The 17,027-nt window shown below is 56.2% G+C and carries 19 protein-coding genes; 11 read left to right on the top strand and 8 right to left on the bottom strand.

Translation table 11 applies throughout. The annotated features are described in order from the left end of the window. Positions 1-2: 2 nt before the first annotated feature. The gene (locus DC3_RS11605; RefSeq protein ID WP_146884539.1) at positions 3-398 is read right to left on the bottom strand and encodes a hypothetical protein; all 396 of its coding nucleotides are present in this window, start codon (positions 396-398) and stop codon (positions 3-5) included. A 180-nt stretch (positions 399-578) separates the two neighbouring features. Here DC3_RS11605 and DC3_RS11600 point away from each other — a divergent pair, with 180 nt between their 5' ends. The 3 genes from DC3_RS11600 to DC3_RS11590 all read left to right on the top strand — a co-directional run bounded on the left by DC3_RS11600 (position 579) and on the right by DC3_RS11590 (position 3,143). Continuing rightward, on the top strand, positions 579-848 hold the full coding sequence (locus tag DC3_RS11600) for a helix-turn-helix transcriptional regulator (protein WP_146884538.1): 270 nt from the start codon (positions 579-581) through the stop codon (positions 846-848). 80 nt (positions 849-928) lie between these two features. After that, positions 929-2,548, top strand: a complete 1,620-nt coding sequence (locus tag DC3_RS11595; protein ID WP_146884537.1) for a tetratricopeptide repeat-containing diguanylate cyclase — start codon at positions 929-931, stop codon at positions 2,546-2,548. Beyond that, positions 2,541-3,143 (top strand): hypothetical protein, encoded by a 603-nt coding sequence (locus DC3_RS11590; RefSeq protein WP_146884536.1) that lies wholly within the window; start codon positions 2,541-2,543, stop codon positions 3,141-3,143. Before DC3_RS11595 ends, DC3_RS11590 begins: the two co-directional genes overlap by 8 nt. Here the strand turns inward: DC3_RS11590 and DC3_RS29970 are convergent. After that, complete coding sequence (locus DC3_RS29970; protein ID WP_281292530.1) at positions 3,128-3,262, bottom strand: hypothetical protein; 135 nt, start codon at positions 3,260-3,262, stop codon at positions 3,128-3,130. The two genes, DC3_RS11590 and DC3_RS29970, sit on opposite strands and share 16 nt — an antisense overlap. A 246-nt stretch (positions 3,263-3,508) precedes the next feature. Between DC3_RS29970 and DC3_RS11585 the strand changes: the two genes are divergently transcribed. Next, a complete protein-coding gene (locus DC3_RS11585; protein WP_146884535.1) occupies positions 3,509-3,721 on the top strand; it encodes a hypothetical protein in 213 nt (70 codons plus the stop codon). A 49-nt stretch (positions 3,722-3,770) separates the two neighbouring features. On the opposite strand, the gene DC3_RS11580 is transcribed toward DC3_RS11585, so the two are convergent. Next, a complete protein-coding gene (locus DC3_RS11580) occupies positions 3,771-4,013 on the bottom strand; it encodes a hypothetical protein (RefSeq protein WP_146884534.1) in 243 nt (80 codons plus the stop codon). Between the two features lie 85 nt (positions 4,014-4,098). Then, entirely contained in the window at positions 4,099-5,019 is a 921-nt protein-coding gene (locus DC3_RS11575) for a LysR family transcriptional regulator (protein WP_186815979.1), read from the bottom strand. Positions 5,020-5,247: 228 nt separating this feature from the next. Between DC3_RS11575 and DC3_RS11570 the strand changes: the two genes are divergently transcribed. Beyond that, on the top strand, positions 5,248-5,571 hold the full coding sequence (locus DC3_RS11570) for a hypothetical protein (protein WP_146884532.1): 324 nt from the start codon (positions 5,248-5,250) through the stop codon (positions 5,569-5,571). A gap of 71 nt (positions 5,572-5,642) precedes the next feature. On the opposite strand, the gene DC3_RS11565 is transcribed toward DC3_RS11570, so the two are convergent. Then, positions 5,643-6,329 carry a GntR family transcriptional regulator gene (locus tag DC3_RS11565; RefSeq protein ID WP_186815978.1) on the bottom strand — a complete coding sequence of 229 codons (687 nt, stop codon included), beginning with the start codon at positions 6,327-6,329 and terminating at the stop codon, positions 5,643-5,645. Positions 6,330-6,833: 504 nt separating this feature from the next. On the opposite strand from DC3_RS11565, the gene DC3_RS11560 reads away from it, so the two are divergent. Further along, positions 6,834-7,412 carry a hypothetical protein gene (locus DC3_RS11560; protein WP_146884530.1) on the top strand — a complete coding sequence of 193 codons (579 nt, stop codon included), beginning with the start codon at positions 6,834-6,836 and terminating at the stop codon, positions 7,410-7,412. A 74-nt stretch (positions 7,413-7,486) separates the two neighbouring features. Continuing rightward, positions 7,487-7,888, top strand: a complete 402-nt coding sequence (locus tag DC3_RS11555) for a PaaI family thioesterase (RefSeq protein WP_146884529.1) — start codon at positions 7,487-7,489, stop codon at positions 7,886-7,888. 94 nt (positions 7,889-7,982) lie between these two features. Here DC3_RS11555 and galK read toward each other — a convergent pair whose 3' ends face one another. Both galK and galT read right to left on the bottom strand, forming a co-directional pair. Further along, entirely contained in the window at positions 7,983-9,032 is a 1,050-nt protein-coding gene (galK, locus tag DC3_RS11550; protein ID WP_146884528.1) for a galactokinase, read from the bottom strand. Beyond that, the gene (galT, locus tag DC3_RS11545; protein ID WP_146884527.1) at positions 9,029-10,111 is read right to left on the bottom strand and encodes a galactose-1-phosphate uridylyltransferase; all 1,083 of its coding nucleotides are present in this window, start codon (positions 10,109-10,111) and stop codon (positions 9,029-9,031) included. Before galT ends, galK begins: the two co-directional genes overlap by 4 nt. A gap of 351 nt (positions 10,112-10,462) precedes the next feature. Between galT and DC3_RS11540 the strand changes: the two genes are divergently transcribed. Both DC3_RS11540 and DC3_RS11535 read left to right on the top strand, forming a co-directional pair. Continuing rightward, positions 10,463-11,437 (top strand): MBL fold metallo-hydrolase, encoded by a 975-nt coding sequence (locus DC3_RS11540; protein WP_246130638.1) that lies wholly within the window; start codon positions 10,463-10,465, stop codon positions 11,435-11,437. A 353-nt stretch (positions 11,438-11,790) separates the two neighbouring features. Continuing rightward, complete coding sequence (locus DC3_RS11535) at positions 11,791-12,324, top strand: hypothetical protein (protein ID WP_146884526.1); 534 nt, start codon at positions 11,791-11,793, stop codon at positions 12,322-12,324. 173 nt (positions 12,325-12,497) lie between these two features. On the opposite strand, the gene DC3_RS11530 is transcribed toward DC3_RS11535, so the two are convergent. Beyond that, entirely contained in the window at positions 12,498-13,805 is a 1,308-nt protein-coding gene (locus DC3_RS11530; RefSeq protein WP_186815977.1) for an AGE family epimerase/isomerase, read from the bottom strand. Positions 13,806-14,044: 239 nt separating this feature from the next. On the opposite strand from DC3_RS11530, the gene DC3_RS11525 reads away from it, so the two are divergent. After that, positions 14,045-15,064: an LLM class flavin-dependent oxidoreductase gene (locus DC3_RS11525; RefSeq protein ID WP_146884524.1), complete on the top strand. Its 1,020-nt coding sequence runs from the start codon at positions 14,045-14,047 to the stop codon at positions 15,062-15,064. 471 nt (positions 15,065-15,535) lie between these two features. After that, positions 15,536-16,993 carry a glycoside hydrolase family 30 protein gene (locus DC3_RS11520; RefSeq protein WP_146884523.1) on the top strand — a complete coding sequence of 486 codons (1,458 nt, stop codon included), beginning with the start codon at positions 15,536-15,538 and terminating at the stop codon, positions 16,991-16,993. Positions 16,994-17,027: the final 34 nt, after the last annotated feature.

The following is a 17,027-nucleotide window of genomic DNA, read 5'->3' as shown; positions in this document are numbered from 1 at the left end:
ACCTATCCACCCACCAGTGGGACCAGTTTCAGGAAGTGGATTTCGAGTGTTTCATCTGGTTTCAGGTGGATTTCTTCCTCAAGGTTCTCAATCTGTCTGTCCTGAACCAGCATGATGAACTGGAACATCTGGAAGGCCTGCTGGGCGGTCTTGAACTGTTTTTCCCAGTCCAGAGGAGGGGTTGCATGTCCTGCAGTGCACTGAGCAGGGTCACCACCAGGCCAGACCAGGCCCTGAAACGATCTGCTGCTTTGGTTGTTGTGTTCGGTCACTTCCGCATAAATGCGTCTGCGCAGGATTTCTCTTGCTGTCACATGGGTTTCAGGAAACGTCAGGGTGCAGACAGTGGTTTTTTTGCCAGTGGTGGTTTCATCAATCAGGGTCAACAGTTGGCTCATGGGACCTCGTATTATGTTTAAAGCATAATAAACAATATGGTGTCTGAATTCAATCTCCGACATGGGCCATCGCCCGCCCAAAGTCACCAATGGATTTTGTCACAGATCTGTAACGAATTTACTTGGTGTGCCAGCATACACCCTGATCTATACTGTCGGCAGAGAAAGCGTGAGGATCTGTTGAAAGAAGTCCTGCCCATCCCTGAACAGCCAGTGCACCCCGGTCTGATCCTGAAATTCGAATGCGAATGCAGGGGCATCACCGTGGAGGAACTTGCTGTGCAGCTGGAATACACCCTGGACGACCTCCAGGAGGTGCTGCTGGGCAATGCCCCTGTCATCCCACTGCTGGCTCTGAAGATTGAGCGTCTCTGGGAACTCTCGGCAGGCTTGCTGATCAGCATTCAAAAGGACCATGACGCAGTGCACTGGGGTTCACCACAAAGCTGAGCCAGAGCTGAAATCCCCCACAATTCTTTCAAGGGTGGGTAAGATTTTGGTGACCTCGCCCCCTCTAAAGTGAACCCATCATGCTGCCTTCCGATGGGACATTTCCCCCAGAAACCACTGCTTTCCAGACCGAACTGCAGCAGGCACAGCTTTTGCAGGAACTGGGTTCACCTCAGGAAGCGCTGCAGATTCTCTGCACAGTGCCTGATGCCCATCTGAACGTGCAAGGATGGCTTTTGAAAGCCAGCATCTTGCACCAGTTGTTGCGGACCACAGAAGCACTGGAGGCACTGGAAAAAGCCGAGCAGCAATCTGACACCACGGAGACCTACCCCTTCCAGATCAAGGCCATTGAAATCCTGCAGGCCCTCGGAGGATATGATGCGGCCCGGACCCGTCAGATGACCCTCATCCAGTCCATGTCCCATCAGGATGAGCGTTACCTGCCCTTGCTGCTGGATGTGTGCTCCACATTGCTGCTCCAATCCTCACTGGAGGACTTTCAGCAGGTGTTTGAAGGTCTGGCCCGCCTGAATGATCTGGAGAAAGCCAGAGTGCTCAAACAGCTCGGGGACGTGATGTGCTCTGTGAAGCGCTACTCACACGGGATGGGTCTCTTTCAGCAGGCCCTTGAGCTGGTGCCAGACACCCCACAGAACATCCAGCAGCGGGTGGAGATCCTCAACGGCATTGCTGGTGTGAGCACCTGGACGGCACAGCCCCAACTGGCCATTCCCTGCTATGAAGAGAACATTCGCCTCTTTGAGCAGAGTGGCAACCTGCACGGCCAGATCCAGCAGCGCATCAACATCGCCAAGGTGGCTGTCAACATTCCCCGTTACCGTTACGCCCAGCAGGTCCTGGAAGAAGCCATCGATCTGGCCGTCACCCACCAGATGCCCAGACTGGCCGCCCAGGCCCACTGGATGATGATGAACGTGCGAACACTCAGCCGTGAGGAGGTGCTGAACCACCTCGAAGCTTACGTGACTTCTGAGCGGGCCTTGCAGGACACAGCAGACCCCCATGAGCCCATTTTGCTGCAACAGGAACTCAGGCAGCACCAGCAGAACAGCGATTTCCAGAAGTCCCTGCGTCTGGAGCTTGAAAGTGCCTACCAGAAGCTCTCCGCCCTGCACGAAGAACGCCAGCGCCTTTACGAACGTCTGGAAAAGCAGGCAGAGGAGTTTGAGCACCTTGCCAACACCGATCCCCTCACCGGTCTTCCCAACAGACGCCTGTTCTTTTCTCAGTTTGAGCGGGAATTTGCCCGGGTGAGGCGCACCATGGAGCACTTCAGTGTGGTGCTGATGGACATCGACCACTTCAAGAGTGTCAATGACACCTACTCCCACAAAGTTGGGGATCTGGTGCTCAAAAGGGTGGCCGACCTCCTGCAAGAGGACCGCAGAGGCAGCGATCTGGTGGCCCGCTATGGTGGTGAGGAATTCGTCCTGCTGCTGCCCGGAGCAGACGCTGCAGGGGCTTACACGGCCTGCTTGCGCATCCAGCACAAACTGAAAATCCATCTCTGGAAGGACCTGATGCCAGACCGCAACATCACCATGAGTTTTGGCATCTGCTCCAACACCCGGCTGGCCAGCATCGATCAGGTGCTGATGCAGGCAGACGAACACCTGTATGAGGCCAAGAGGCGTGGCCGCAACTGCATCGTCAGTGAGGAGCCCAAGAATGAGTGAAACTGTGGTTTATGCCGTCATGCTTCGTCTGGACCCGGAAACCACACAAACGGTGGTGCATCTTCGCCAGAACTGGCTGGATGTTTTCCCCCCTGAAGCCCTCAGGGTCCCGCCAGGCATCCTGATGAAAGGTTCTTTCCGGGCCTGTGTTCCCTGTGGAGCCCTGATTCAACGCCTGGAACAGGGGCTTCGTGACTTCGATCCGGTGAACCTTGATCTGGGCGAGGTGCGCTGGCTTCAGGGCAACCACCTGCACTGGGATGCCACAAGGTTGCAGAACGGGCAGCAGAACTTTGACCTCCTCCACCTGAAAACCAAACTGTGGACGGTGTCCAATTCCCTGGTGTCCATCCACTGTGAATTCAGCCCCAGCGAACCGTTCAGTTTCCGCACCATCAACCCCTGGCAGCCTGGCATCATCCTGGCCCGCAGCCGTGTCCCGGTCACCCAGGAGGCTCCTGTAAACCTCACACCCAGACCCGCCAGAGGACAGGTGCTGGACCTCTACCGCCTTCAGGTGCAGGGGCAGTGGGTTCAGGGCTGGGAACATGTGGCCTCATTTGCAGGAAGGATGACCGCTCAGATCATGCACTGAAAGGGTTCCAGGATGATGCCTTCGACCATGCCCTGGAACGGTTCCAGGATGATGCCTTCGATCATGCGCCCAAACACAGTTTTCTTCTGTCTGGTCCAGCTGCAGGTTTCTTTGTGCACTGAAACAATGTAAAATGAACCCAGTGTCTAAGCCGTTGCTGACTGCATGTTCACTGGTGCCCCTGATCCCCATCTTGCTTCCTCAGACACTGCGAAGTGACCGGACAGAGAGGAAATGATGCCTGTGAACAGTCCTACCGCTTCACACCCATCCGCTGGCAGAGCCCATGGTCTTCCTTTGCAGATCCCCAGCCTTTCAGACCCGCAGCATGCCACACGGCCCAACTCCAGAAAAGCAGGTTAAAGATGCAGCTCTACTACATCATCGAAAACAACCTCATGACCATCATCCAGGCCCCGAGTGCCCTGTCTGCCCTCGAGCACTACGCCATCACCCACGGCTGGAGGCTTCCCACCGACGTGATGCGCTTTGTGTCCCAGGGGTACTGGGAGGTTTTCGGTGGAGAAATCCAGGTGTTTGACCACAACCCCCAGGAAGTGCTCAACCCCCCTGTGTGAGTCCCGAAAAACAAACACCCCCAGCATGTTGATGCCGGGGGTGTTTCTGTTATGGTTCTGGCAGTTCCAGAATGCTCTGAATGGACCTCTGGTGGATGAACACAAAGGGTTTCTCCTGCACTTTCCCAGGAGAAAAACCACACCTCACCCCCAGCAGCAAAATATGCTCTCCATCGTTCTCTGGCAGGTGTTCCATGCAGCCATAGAGCAGGTCGAAAGCCTCCCATTGTTCTCTGGGAAGCAGTTCGCCCTCGAACCAGATGTGGTCCGCAATCACCCTGACCTGTCGCACACCTTTATGGTAACAACCTGTCCTTTCAAAGATCTGACGGCGGTCACCTCAAACGATGCAAAAAAATCGGATTTCGCTGAATCGCTCAGGTCCAGGTGTGGCACTGCACGGTTTCCAGAAACGGCAGCTTGCTTTCTGGCAGGAGGCCTTTCAGGGCCATGATAAAATGACGCACTGCCGGGGTGCGGAGCCCTCCCTGGCGCACGGCCAGACTGATGTAACGGGAGAGGGGGACTTCCAGAGGCAGCATGGTGGCCCCTCTGGGCACATAGTCAATGGCCAGTCTGGGACTGAGGCAGATGCCCAGGTTCTGCGCAACCATGTTGTACATGGTGAAGTCGTCATGGACTTTGATGATCTCGGTGGGGGAAAGCTGGTGGTCTGCCAGATACGCCATGATGCGGTTGGTGCAGTCTCCACCTTTGGAGACGATCAGGGGCTGGTCCACAAGGTCCTCTGGGCGGATGGTGGCCCGGTGCACCCAGGCGTCTGGCACCAGCACCATGTAGGGATCTTCCATGATCTCCCACGACATGAATTCCGAGCTCTCACACTGGGGCAGGAAGGCGAGGTCAGCGGTTCCGTCAAAAACCGGGCGCAGCAGGTCTTCTTTTTCGCACATCATGCATTCCAGCAGTTCCAGCTGAAGTTTTGGATGGTGCTGTTTCAGCTGGGCCATCACTTTCGGAATCAACTGGCTGGCAATGCTTCTGAAAGTGGAGATGCGCAGGGTTCCCTGGATGGAACCTCTGGACAGGGTGACCTCCTGCTCGATGCCTTCAATGGCACCCAGGGCGGCACGGGCGTGAATCAGCACCTGCTGTCCCAGTGGGGTCAGGCGAGCACCAAAGCGGCCTCTTTCCACAAGTGAGCTTTGCAGGTGGGTTTCCAGGGCGGACAGTGCTTCACTGACCGAGGACTGGGACATGCCCAGATCCAGCGCGGCTTCGGAGAAACTTCCAGTGTCGGCGATGGCGATCAGTGCCCTGAGCTGAGACAGTTTCATGTGTCCAGTGTAAATGTCCCGTGGCTCCGCTGCCATCCGCTGTTTCTGCTATTTGCACCTTTTGAATCGGAAAACCCGATATGAGCCTGTGGCACCTCCCTGTTTTCCGATTGGAGTTTTCTAGGGTTTGGCGTAACCTGATGTCAGGGCGAAAAGAGTCGCCAGAATCCGAACCAAAACCTCCGTCTCATACAGCCATAACCCCCTGACGGGTTAGAGGAGGGCGTCATGCTCATCTTAGAAGTGACCGGTACATTTGAATCCCAGGCCATCCAGCGTCTCCTGAAATCCGACGAACGTTTCGAGCACTTCCCATATGCTGCACTTGGCGACTTCTCCCTGCGTTTCCACATTGAAAAAGACGATGCCCGTGCCGGCGAACTTCTGACAGGCCTGGAAAGCCAGGGTTACGAAGTGATTGGCTACCGCTGGAAGCGTGAAGTTCCTGCTGCCCCTGCTCCCCGTGCATTTGTGAACGTCGAGCCCGTTCATGCCCCTGAGCCCTGGTACGCCAGACTGTTCCCTGCCCGCAAACGCACTGTGCCCCAGTGACCTGAGACTGACCTGCAACGCACGCATACCAATGAGAAGGGACCGGAGTTTTGCACCTCCGGTCCCTTCTTTTATTTGAGTTGTGCCATGACCAGTGGAGAGAGGATCTCCTGCAAATTGACTTTGGGGAACACCCTGGCCTGATCGCTCAGGCTGGCCTGTACGTGCTGGAGGTGTTCCTGCATGATGCTGACGGCTTCTTTGGCATCGCGTTTCCTCAGCGCCACCAGCAGGTCCTGGTGTTCCAGTTCGGTGCATTCGGTGTCTCCAGAGAGCTCATACAGGGCCACAGCCAGAGCCGTGTGCCACACCAATTCGGTGATGAAGCGCAGCAGGAAGGAATTGTCGGCCATTTCAGCGATGCGGATGTGAAAGAGTCCGGTCAGTCGCACCTGTTCCGGCAGGTTCTGGGCTTTGCGGGCAGCGGCTTCCTGCTGCAGGTGCATTTCCAGGGCGGCAAGTTGAGATTCTGTCCAGCGTTTGCAGGCGAGGGCCACCGTTTCAGATTCAATCAGCATGCGGGCCTGGAAAATGTCTTCCACTTCTTTGAGGCTTGGAGCGGCGACCCTGGCCCCCACATTGGGGGTCAGTTGCACACAGCGGGTTTCACTGAGGCGCAACAGCACCTTGCGCATGCGTTCCCGGCTGACCTTGAAAATTTTCGACAGGGTTTCTTCGGGCAACCGTGTGCCCGGAGGCAGGCGGTGCTCGGAAATGGCAGTGAGCAGCAGGGAAAAAAGTTGGTCATCCAGCAGCATATTTGTGTCCATTGTGTCATACACTTATGCTCCAGGGCTAGAGGGCAAGTTGTCGAAAAATAGTCTGACAAAATGCAAAAATATGGTTAAAACGTCGGAATATTCGGCCTAAAATGAGCTCTTTGTAAAAAATAATCTGAACAAAATGCAAAAAATGCTTGACATTGTGCACAGCATCAATTACACTACGGAGGACTGAGCGAGGGAACGTTCAGTCACAGGGGAACGCGTCACAACTTTAGAAGGCAAGACGTTAGGGGCAAGGGCAGTGCTGCGAGGCACTGCCCGAAATTTTGTTGTTCTGAACACTGCTTTTTAATGTGACCATCAGAGCAGCCCTTCCAACCTGAGGAAATGCCTGAGGGGGTGTTGGGGTAATCCCCATGGGGTCTGCCCAAACCATGGCCAGTTGGTTACAATACATTCATCTTCTGCACATGGTTGTTGCATCCATGCTCTGCACCATTCCATCAACACTGCTGCAGTTCCAGGAAAAGGGGTGCCATGATTTCAACCTTCCCAGAGGGATACACACAGGTGTGTGTTCAGGAAGCCTGCAGAGAGGCCATGCACATGCTGCGTGAGGCCCATCATCACCTCAGGAGTCACCCCCAGGTGGCCCAGTTGCGGCTTGACCGGGCTTACGAGGTGTACCTTTCGGCACTGGACCGGGTGAGGTGTGCCGGGTGCAACAGCGCACCGCTCGAACGCCTGCTCCAGCGGATTCTGGAAGCCCAGAAGGAACTTGATCCTGTGGCCTGCGGAGATCATGCTCTGGCGGTGAGTATTGCCCGTGAGCAACTGGGGATGCACCGTCTGCATGAGACAGATGATCCTGGATTTGATCTGGTGCAGGTTCGGGTGGTGCCTCTGTGCATGGCTCTGAATCGGGCCTATCGTGTTTCTGCATGGCAGGACATTCCGGAAGCACTGTTGCAGGACCACCTTTTCCGGCTTGGATTTCAGCAAAGCACCGAGCAGTTGCTGAATCCTGTTCAGGTCGGAACGGCACTCAGGGCAGCCATCCGGCAGGGGAGAGGGAGAGCCTCCCAGAACGCAAATCTGCAAAAACACATGGCCTGAAGTTTCCCCTTCTTCACCCAAAGCATTTGTCCCCGGAATATCATTGAACCAGGTTCAAATTTAAGGAGGTGGAGATGGATTTTCTGTCCATTGCCAGAAGTGCTCTGGCCCAGCAACCCTTCAGTGTGCACATGGGTGCAGAGATCACCCACTGCTCTCCCCAGCACACCGAAATTCACATGCCCATGAAAGACGAGTACACCCAGCAGTATGGCACCGCCCATGGCGGAGCGCTCAGTTTTCTGGCAGACACTGCCCTGGCATTCGCAGGTGCGGCAGCCCTGCAATCCATCGTGGTGACTTCAGAGTTCAAGATTCATTATTTAAAGCCTGCTGTTGGACACAGGCTGACTGCCCGCGCACGTGCCATCTCACACGGTCAACGTCAGGCGGTCTGCCAGTGCGACATTTATGCCCTCAAAGATGGGGAGGAAAAAATGGTGGCAACGGCCATTGGCACCATCCTGCCCAGATGACCTGCCAGAACACATTTGACCTGACAGCAGAACAGCAGCGTGTTTGCCTTCACGCTGCTGTTCGATTCGGGGAAAAAGAGAGGATGTTTGAACTTTACTGGGGAACCACCAGACGTCCGGTGCCACCAGTTTCATTGAAGGCCTTCAGGACCTCTTCCGACACCTGTCTGGCGGTGCCTGCTTTGACCAGGGCCACACAGCACCCACCCCACCCTGCACCAGTGATGCGGGCACCCAGCACGTCCTGGTGCTGTTGCAGCAGACTCACAAGCGCATCCACCTGCTCATGGGAGGCCTCATAGTCGTCTCGCATGCTGGCGTGGGACTGGTTCATCAATTCGCCAAAACGCTCTGCGGTGGCAGTCAGGGCTTCCTGCACCCGTGCGTTTTCGGTGATCACGTGTCTCGCCCGTTTGTTCAGAGGCTCAGGCAGGCGGTCCACATCGGACAGCTCAGCGTCCCTGAGGCTGGCAATGCCCAGAAGTTCACAGGCTTTTTCGCATTCTGCCCGGCGGGTGTTGTATCCACTTTCGGCCAGACGGCGTTTGGCTCCGCTGTCCATCACCAGCACCTCGTACCCTTCTGGGAGGGGAATCAGTTTGCGTTCCAGCGTAAGGGTGTCCAGCAACAGCATTTCACGGGTGCTTGCCACACTGGATGCCATCTGGTCCATGATGCCGCACATCACACCTGCGAAACGGTGCTCGGCCTTCTGGGCCAGCAGGGCAATTTCCACCCCATCGAGCCCGAGTTTCAGGAGGTCGTTCACTGCACGAATCACAGCGACTTCCAGAGCTGCACTTGAAGAAAGGCCTGCCCCCATCGGGACGTTGGAGGAAACGTGGATGTTCAGGGGAGGGATGGAGGCTTTCTGTTCCAGCACCCGCACGCTGCCCTGCACATACTTGGCAAAACCTTCCGGCTGACCGTTTCTGGGCAGGTCCTGTCTTTCATTCAGGTCTGCACTGTAGATGTGGTCCAGTCCGTCCTCGCTGACAGAGAGGCTGACGGTGGTTTCCTGCGGGATGGCGGTGGGCAGCACAAAGCCGCCGTTGTAATCGGTGTGCTCACCGAGCAGGTTGACCCGGCCCGGTGCACTGCGGGTGATGGTGGGCTCATGTCCGAAGATGTCCTGAAAACTCATGCATTCACCTGGACTTCACGCAGTTTCTCTGCAGTTTGCTCGGGGAGGGTGTCGTTGGCGAAAATGCCCGCGCCCAGTTCGGTGCCCGCCAGGAACTTCAGGCGGTTTTCGGCACGCAGAGCAGGGTAGATTTCAATGTGCAGGGGCCACTCCGGGTGGTCCTGACCGTCGGTGGGGGCCTGATGAATGGTCATCAGGTAGGGCATCGGACGGCTGAACAGGTGGTCCAGACGGTACAGGGTGTCTTTAAGGGTGCGGGCAAAGTCCTGTCGGGCTTCCGTGCTCAGGCTGGACAGGTAAGGGGCCGCTGTTTTTGGCATGATCCAGGTTTCGTATGGGTAACGGGCAAAAGGTGGAATGAAGGACACGCTGTGTTTGCCTTCATGCACCAGACGCCCTTTTTCCTTCAGTTCGGTCTGGACCAGCGCTTCACCGAGGTTCTGGCCGTGTTCTTGCAGGTAAAGGCGGGAAGCCTCCAGGGCTTTTTGCTGGATGGGGGGAATGAAAGGGTAGGCGTAGATCTGGCCGTGCGGGTGGTGCAGGGTCACGCCCACCTCCACCCCCTTGTTTTCGAAGGGGAGCACGTACTGGATGTTGTCCAGTTTGCCCAGTTCGGTGGTGCGGTCTGCCCACACCTGCAAAAGCAGGTCAATGTGGTCTTCGGTCAGGCTGGAGAGCAGGGTGTTGGCATCCTGGGTGAACACCACCACCTCGCAGGTGCCGTTTGCTGCCTCGGTCAGGGTGCCTTCCAGAGCTGGAGGGTTGTGGGATTCCAGGGCCATGCTGGGAAAGCGGTTCTGAAACACCGCAATGTCATAACTGCCCTCTGGAAGCTCGGTGGGGTTCTCCGGGTCGCGGGTGGGAGCAAGCGGATTGTACTCCGGTGGGGGCATGAAGGTGCGATTCTGGCGGTGGCTGGCGTACAGCACCCATTCCTGCCTGAGGGGATGAAAACGCATGTGAGGATTGGCCACCACAGGCTCATTGCTGGGGCTCACTGCGGCGGCGTGCTCAAAGTCCTGACGGCCATACAGCCACAGGGTGCGGCCATCGGGTTTGGTGAGGGTTTTCTTGAACATGGGGGTCCTTTCTGACCAGAGGATGCCCTGGGGGGTGTCCGGTGCAGTCCTTCAGCGGCAAGGTTTGCAGGTGAGCGGTGGACTGGACTTCAGGGTGTTCATGGTGGGGATGGCATCTTTCATTTCCTTCGTTATTTTCATTATCTGCATTCTGTGCCAGGAGTCAAGGTGCGCTGTCCAAGCAGGTGGGACTCGGACAAATTTGTGTCCATGTCTTCTTGAAAAGGACCCGATAGAATGCAGGTGGTCCGGGCAATTTGAAAAAAACGAAACCTGACTTTCACAGGACCAGCAGGGGCAACTGTCGGATTTCTTATGTCCAGGATTGCACCACAGGACTACCCTGAAAGCATGACAGAATCAATCCAGGTTTCACCGCAGGATTCGGTACAGCCCAATGCACAGATGTATTTCGAGGTGGCTCCCCATGTCTGGGGCCTGAAAATCCTGTTCGTCAACGTGTATTTCGTGCAGAACCCGACAGACCACAGCTGGGTCCTCATCGATGCTGGAATGCCCGCCTCTGCGCCCAAAATCAAGGAGGTGGCTTCCACCCTCTTTGGCCCCGGGGTCAAACCCTCAGCCATTGTGATGACCCACGGGCACTTCGATCACCGGGGAGCACTGGGTGACCTGCTGAAAGAGTGGGAGGTTCCGGTTTACGCCCACCCACTGGAAGTGCCTTACCTGAATGGCACCTCCTCCTATCCACCCCCAGACCCCACCGTGGGTGGAGGGATGATGGCGTGGATGTCTTTCACCTATCCCAAGCGGCCCATTGACATCTCTGAGCACCTTCAGGCCCTACCAGAAGATGGGAGTGTTCCCGGACTTCCAGAGTGGCGGTGGATTCACACCCCCGGACACAGCCCGGGCCATGTGTCGTTTTTCCGGGAAAGTGACCGATCCCTGATTGTCGGAGACGCTTTTGTGACCACCAGACAGGAATCGGCTTTCTCTGCCCTCACTTACAGGGAAGAGATCTCCGGGCCACCCAAATACTTCACGCCCGACTGGAAGCAGGCCAGAACATCTGTAGAGGCCCTCTCAGAGCTTCACCCTGAAGTGGTGGCTGCAGGCCACGGCAAGCCCATGAAAGGTCCTGAGATGCAACAGGCCCTGAGCACCCTCGCGCAGCATTTTCAAGAGCGTGCTGTGCCAAAAGAAGGCCGCTATGTACGGCACAGCGCCATGGCAGATGAAAGCGGCACCACCTACGTGCCCCCACAGCAACCCGTCCCAGTGCTCAAGATGGTGGGGGTGGCCGCCCTCACACTGGCTGCAGGGATCAGTCTGGTGCGAATGAGACGCCGCAAAGCCCTCTGACCTCGGGGAAGCGCAAAAGCAGGGCATGTGGATGGTGTAGAGCAATCAGGAGTGAGCCAGCAGCCTTCAGCAAAAGTCGGTCTGCTGCTCGTGCTGAAGGCAACGAAATGATTTGAATGTTCAGCCGGGTCAAACTTCTGTTTTGTCTGGCTGAATTGTAAGTGTACCTGCACGTCTGGTGCTGACTGCTGAAAGCTGACGGCTTTCCCAGTCGACACTGCCCGTTCAGTGACCCTGCACCTGCCCTGCCCGCCCCTCTATTTTCAGAAAGACAGAGCACTGAACATTCACCTCTCCTATCCTGAAGGCACATCAAAAAGAGCAGCCAAAAGTGTGCTCAGGAAGGACCTCCCATGTTTCGTTCAACCTTCATTCGTTCATCTGTTCTGCTGCTGACCGCAAGTTCATCTGTTGCCCTCGCCCAGTCCGAGTACATCCACCTGCTGCAACCCACCAGCAGTTTTGTCTCTGCCCAGGGTGTGGTGCGCTTTCCCTTCACTTTCCAGAGTGTGGCTCCAGAATCGGGCCGCAAGATGTACCAGAGCCAGGTCATCCAGTACTATTTTGAACAGCTGAAACAGGCCGCCACAGAAAATGGTTTCAGCCGGGCCTGCATCAGTCGGGAACTGCACCACCTGACGGGCCGCAGCAAACAGGACCTGAAGACCAAAGAAACCCAGTGGATTGCCGCATTCAAGAAAAGCCCGACCTTTTACACCGTGCTCGACCAGATCAACATTCCGCCATTCGAAACCACCGAGGGACGGGTGGACGGCACCATCTATGTTCTGAAAGTTCCCCGCCTGAACATGACCGAGACTTTTGGTTTCTTCAACGACGATGACCGCAAGAACACCTGGGTGATGCAGTGCGGTTCGGGGAAATGAGGGCACAGGTGGCCTTTGATCAGCAAGACTGCCCTTCGATCAACCAGTGACAGGACATTTCAGTTCCGCAAGACATCCTGTGCTTGCGGAACCTTTTCAGCGAAGCAGGGTTGTGTTCCCATAGGCTTCACAGTCGGTTTTTTGCGCTCCCATCGCTTCTGGCTACCGGGTGTTCAATCGCAGGACTTCTGCTGCCAGCATCGTTTCATGGTAATTGACGGTCCAGATGTTGCCTTTGCCCGGGTCGGGCACCTTGAGGGTTTCGACCTCCACATTCTGGAACCACCCCCATGCTCCTGATCCACAAAATGGTTCTGAATGAAATTCTCTTGTTTATGAAACGCTGCAAGAGAATAATCCTTGTGGACCACAGCAAAATGCAGAAATGCCCGGGCAGCTTCCGAACTGGCCCACCACACATACAGCGCATTGTCAGGATTCCCAGGTGAAGGAGTGCCATCGTATTCGGTGATTTCAAATTGCATGGCTCCGGTTTGTGGATTCAGGGAATGCACCTCCACAAACCGTTTCAGCTTCCGTGCTGTTTCGAGCCACGATGAATCAAATCCCCGTTCCACAGCCCGGGAGAGCAGATAGGCCAGTTCGATGTTGTGCCCTGTGCTGGCCTGTCTTGCTGTGGTCCACTGGGTTGCGCGGGTGTAAGGGGCCTGGGCAGGACTCCATTTGCTGTCGTAATTGTAGGCCACGTACCCCTGATCGGTGTGTCCCTGCTTGTTCTGGTAGAGGACCTCAACAAGGGCTTGACCTGCTTCTTTGGTCAATCCTGCAACATGATCTTTTTCGCTTCCATCCAGCACATCATGCAAAGCCAGAAGGGCTTCAAAGTAATGGGTGAAGGTGTCAATGTTGGGGTGGCCGTCCAGTTCACTGAAGTCAAAATTGAACCCGGGCAGGACAAGCCCCATATCCCTGGGGTCCAGGAAATGCTTTTCCAGCACTTTCAGCTGTGTTCGGGCAGCCTCCAGGTGTCTGGGATCATGGGTGACCGAATAAAGCTGGGCGAGGGTGAAAAGGGCAAAGACATTGCCATATCCCTGTTTGTTGCGGGAGGTGACCCATCCGGTGTCATCCACCTCCCAGTAAAATCCCCCATGGGTGCTGTCCCGAAAATGGTCCAGCAGAAAGTCTGTTCCTGCAAGGGCGGCCCGCAGAAAGCGCTGTTCTCGGGTGGCGCGGAAGGCTTCGATGTTCATGTAGATGGCCCTGGCCTGGGCCACCGAGGTGATGCGGTTTCCTCGCTGCTGTTCCCAGGTTCTGGACAGGTTGACATGAAAGAATCCGTTGAAGTCCTGTCTGTATGCTCCCATGCCTGTCTGCCCATCGGGACCTCCATTCCACAGGTCCACGGATTGAACCAGTTGCTGGCAATAACGCTGGGCGTTTGCAGGAGGAGGGCTGGACTGAGCAGCAGCAGAGAGGAGAGGGACAAGAATGAGGGGGGTGAGCATCTGTTTGAGCATGGGCATCCTCCAGTGGGCAGAGCCACTTCTATTCTGTTTACTAAACTTTTATTCATTATACAGTAGCAAAACAAAAGGAGGTCGTTCCGTCTGGAAGCCTGTCCGTGCTCAACCAACAAGGAGCCCCTTCTGTGAGAGGTGGCTTGGAGTGACACCAGCGAGCAACACCGAAAGAAGGTGAGTTTCACCACCCCGGGAAATTCCAGTGCATGGTTTGATGGGCCGAGAACAGGAGGCAGATGACCTTGAAACTTTCCATTCTGGATCTGGCACCCGTGGTGCGGGGATCATCGGGTCCGCAAGCCTTGCAGAACACACTGGAACTGGCCCGACTGGCAGACAGGCTGGGGTACCACCGTTACTGGGTGGCCGAGCACCACAACATGGCCGGGGTGGCGAGTTCCTCTCCAGAAATCCTGATTGCGGCCATTGCGCGGGAAACCCGTCACCTTCGGGTGGGGTCCGGGGGCATCATGCTTCCAAACCACAGTCCCCTGAGGGTCGCAGAAAACTTCAGGACCCTGGAAGCCCTCTACCCTGGCCGCATTGATCTGGGCCTTGGCCGGGCTCCAGGCACAGACCGCAGAACGGCTCTGGCCCTCAGGCGCAACCCCCAGGCCCTTGCTGCAGACGACTTCCCGGCGCAAGTTGCCGAACTGCAGGCTTATGCAGGAGAGGGGCCTTTCCCAGAGGATCGCAACTTCCAGGGCATACAGGCCTACCCTGCAGATGTGGCCCTGCCTCCGCTTTATCTGCTGGGGTCCAGCACTTACGGAGCAGAAATGGCGGCAAGGCTGGGCCTGCCTTATGCTTTTGCCTACCACTTCAGTCCAGAAGCACTGATTCCGGCCATGCAGATTTACCATCAGGCTTTCCAGCCGTCCAGGGTCCTGCAGCGCCCTCATGCCATCCTGACGGTGGCGGCCATCTGTGCTGAAGACCGCGAGACCGCAGAAGAACTTGCCCTCCCTCTGGACCTCTTGCGCATCCGTCTTGCCCGAGGGATCAGTCAGCCATTTCCAACGGTGGAGGAGGCGAAAGCCTATCCCTACACTGAGCAGGAGCAGCAGATTGTTCAGCTGTACCGTAAAGCCCTGGTGCTGGGAACCCCTGCGCAGGTCAGGGAGCAACTTCTGGACCTCTCGCAGATGGTGCAGGCCTCAGAGGTGATGATCACCAGCAACATGGACAGGCACAGGGCACGTCTGAACTCCTACAGGTTGATTGCAGAGGCCTTTTCGCTGACCGCACAGGCCTGATTCGCGGGGAAACCGCAACAGCGGGGTCAGGCAGATGTATGCGCGTACATTTGCCTGACCCTTTGAGTTTTAATCATTAAACCTTAACACCAGATCTTTCCGCCAGCATTTGGATTGTCTAAGCGTAAACCAGCCTTTTCTGGAACGAGAAATAAGGCTGTTCATGCCCAGATGCGGAAGGAGGGAAGAGCCTCTGCAGAAGTTGTTTCTTGCACTTGACAAACTCTGGAACAGAGGTTAAGGTCAGGGTACAGCACAAATTGAAACGCTGGTTTCCATCTGGATGAAGCTGGATGTCCTGACTTTTCTGGTACAGCAGAAGAACCAGCACGGCCCCTGTGGGAATTTCTGGTTTTTCAACCTCCCTGTGCTGCCTGCTCTCAAAATGTAAGCGGATACATTTTGAGTTGTCTTCTGATGTGACTGCTGGACACAGGTTTCTCCGGTCGACCCGGCCCAAAAGGAGTTCTCATGCACAAACGAACGGTCCACCTTGCCCTTCTGACCTGCAGCCTGCTTGCCCTCACAGCCTGTGGAACAAACACCCAGGTTGATCTGGCTTCTGCCCCTCCAAAGATCGAGCCCGGTTTCCGACCCCAGTCGGCCACAGCCGCGGATGTGTGGGTGACCCACCCGGACCGCAGTCGCCTGATCTCGTGGGATGGCACAAAGAACTTCGTTTCAGACGGCAATGTGACCCCCTCCACCCTGACCATCAACGAAAGCCAGACCTTTCAGACCATGGAAGGGTTTGGTGCTTCTCTGACCGATTCAGCAGGGTGGCTGATGTGGAACAAAATGAGCGCCACTCAGCGCAACAGCCTGATGCAAAGTCTGTTCGGGTTCAATGATGGGAATGCCGGGATCAGCTTCCTGCGCATTCCTCTGGGCGGAAGTGACATGGCCCTCAGCCACTACACCTACAACGATGGGGCAGCCGATCCAAACCTCACCCGGTTCTCCATCGTCCATGATCTGACCTACATTGTCCCCCTGGCGAAACAGGCAAAGACCATCAACTCCAGCCTTCGCTACATGGGCACCCCCTGGAGCCCTCCGGCCTGGATGAAGACCAGTGGAAGCCTCAACAGTGGCAAACTGAAACCCGAGCACTACCAGACCTACGCCAATTACCTGCGCAAGACCTTTGATGCCTACAATGCCCAGGGGGTGAAGTTCAATTACCTGTCTCCTCAGAACGAGCCGCAATACGAACCGGGCAGTTACCCAGGCACCAAATTCGAATGGTACGACGAATTGAACTTTGTGAGGGGCCACCTCTTCAACACCATGAACGGCACCGGAGTGAAGATTTTGACCCTGGACCACAACTGGGATCTGGAATGGTACCCCAGAGCCGTACTGAACGAGGGATCGGCCTACTACGAAGGCACCGCCTGGCACTGTTACGCAGGGAACAACGCTGCCATGAGCAGGGTGCGAGACGCCTTTCCCAGCAAAGGCGTTTACCTGACCGAGTGCTCTGGGGGACTCTGGGCCACCAACTTTGGGGACAACATGAAGTGGAACATGCAAAACCTCTTCATTGGAGGCACCAAGAACTGGGCCAAAACGGTCTTGTTCTGGAGCCTTGCCCTTGATCCCTCCGGAGGCCCCCATCTGGGAGGATGCTCCAACTGCAGGGGAGTGGTCAGCATCAACCAGAATGGCGGGGCAGTGACCTTCAACGAAGAGTATTACGCCATTGCACACTTTGCCCGTTTCGTGTGGCCCGGTGCCGTGCGCATTGGCACCACGGATTCCAGCGACGGAAAATTCATCGGGGTGGCCTTCAGGAACACCAATGGCGCAAAAGCCCTGGTGGTCCTCAACCAGAGCAACAGCACAGCCACCTTCAAAATGGTCTGGAACGGCAAGTCCATCCAGCAGAGTTTGCCCGCCTCTGGAGTGGCCACGGTTTTCTGGTGAGCGGTCACCCTTCACCATCACCTTCTGCATCTGC

The organism is Deinococcus cellulosilyticus NBRC 106333 = KACC 11606 (assembly GCF_007990775.1).
GTDB classification, from domain to species: Bacteria; Deinococcota; Deinococci; order Deinococcales; family Deinococcaceae; genus Deinococcus_C; species Deinococcus_C cellulosilyticus.
This window is presented reverse-complemented; position numbering and strand designations above follow the sequence as displayed.

Bases quoted from the DNA above. Each gene is read 5' to 3' on its own strand.
- DC3_RS11560 (WP_146884530.1), top strand. From the start codon at position 6,834: ATGATTTCAACCTTCCCAGAGGGATACACACAGGTGTGTGTTCAGGAA.
- DC3_RS11525 (WP_146884524.1), top strand. From the start codon at position 14,045: ATGACCTTGAAACTTTCCATTCTGGATCTGGCACCCGTGGTGCGGGGA.
- DC3_RS11585 (WP_146884535.1), top strand. From the start codon at position 3,509: ATGCAGCTCTACTACATCATCGAAAACAACCTCATGACCATCATCCAG.
- DC3_RS11535 (WP_146884526.1), top strand. From the start codon at position 11,791: ATGTTTCGTTCAACCTTCATTCGTTCATCTGTTCTGCTGCTGACCGCA.
- DC3_RS11575 (WP_186815979.1), bottom strand. From the start codon at position 5,019: ATGAAACTGTCTCAGCTCAGGGCACTGATCGCCATCGCCGACACTGGA.
- DC3_RS11520 (WP_146884523.1), top strand. From the start codon at position 15,536: ATGCACAAACGAACGGTCCACCTTGCCCTTCTGACCTGCAGCCTGCTT.
- galK (WP_146884528.1), bottom strand. From the start codon at position 9,032: ATGAGTTTTCAGGACATCTTCGGACATGAGCCCACCATCACCCGCAGT.
- DC3_RS11605 (WP_146884539.1), bottom strand. From the start codon at position 398: ATGAGCCAACTGTTGACCCTGATTGATGAAACCACCACTGGCAAAAAA.
- DC3_RS11570 (WP_146884532.1), top strand. From the start codon at position 5,248: ATGCTCATCTTAGAAGTGACCGGTACATTTGAATCCCAGGCCATCCAG.
- DC3_RS11595 (WP_146884537.1), top strand. From the start codon at position 929: ATGCTGCCTTCCGATGGGACATTTCCCCCAGAAACCACTGCTTTCCAG.
- DC3_RS11555 (WP_146884529.1), top strand. From the start codon at position 7,487: ATGGATTTTCTGTCCATTGCCAGAAGTGCTCTGGCCCAGCAACCCTTC.
- DC3_RS11540 (WP_246130638.1), top strand. From the start codon at position 10,463: ATGACAGAATCAATCCAGGTTTCACCGCAGGATTCGGTACAGCCCAAT.
- galT (WP_146884527.1), bottom strand. From the start codon at position 10,111: ATGTTCAAGAAAACCCTCACCAAACCCGATGGCCGCACCCTGTGGCTG.
- DC3_RS11565 (WP_186815978.1), bottom strand. From the start codon at position 6,329: ATGCTGCTGGATGACCAACTTTTTTCCCTGCTGCTCACTGCCATTTCC.
- DC3_RS11590 (WP_146884536.1), top strand. From the start codon at position 2,541: ATGAGTGAAACTGTGGTTTATGCCGTCATGCTTCGTCTGGACCCGGAA.
- DC3_RS11530 (WP_186815977.1), bottom strand. From the start codon at position 13,805: ATGCTCAAACAGATGCTCACCCCCCTCATTCTTGTCCCTCTCCTCTCT.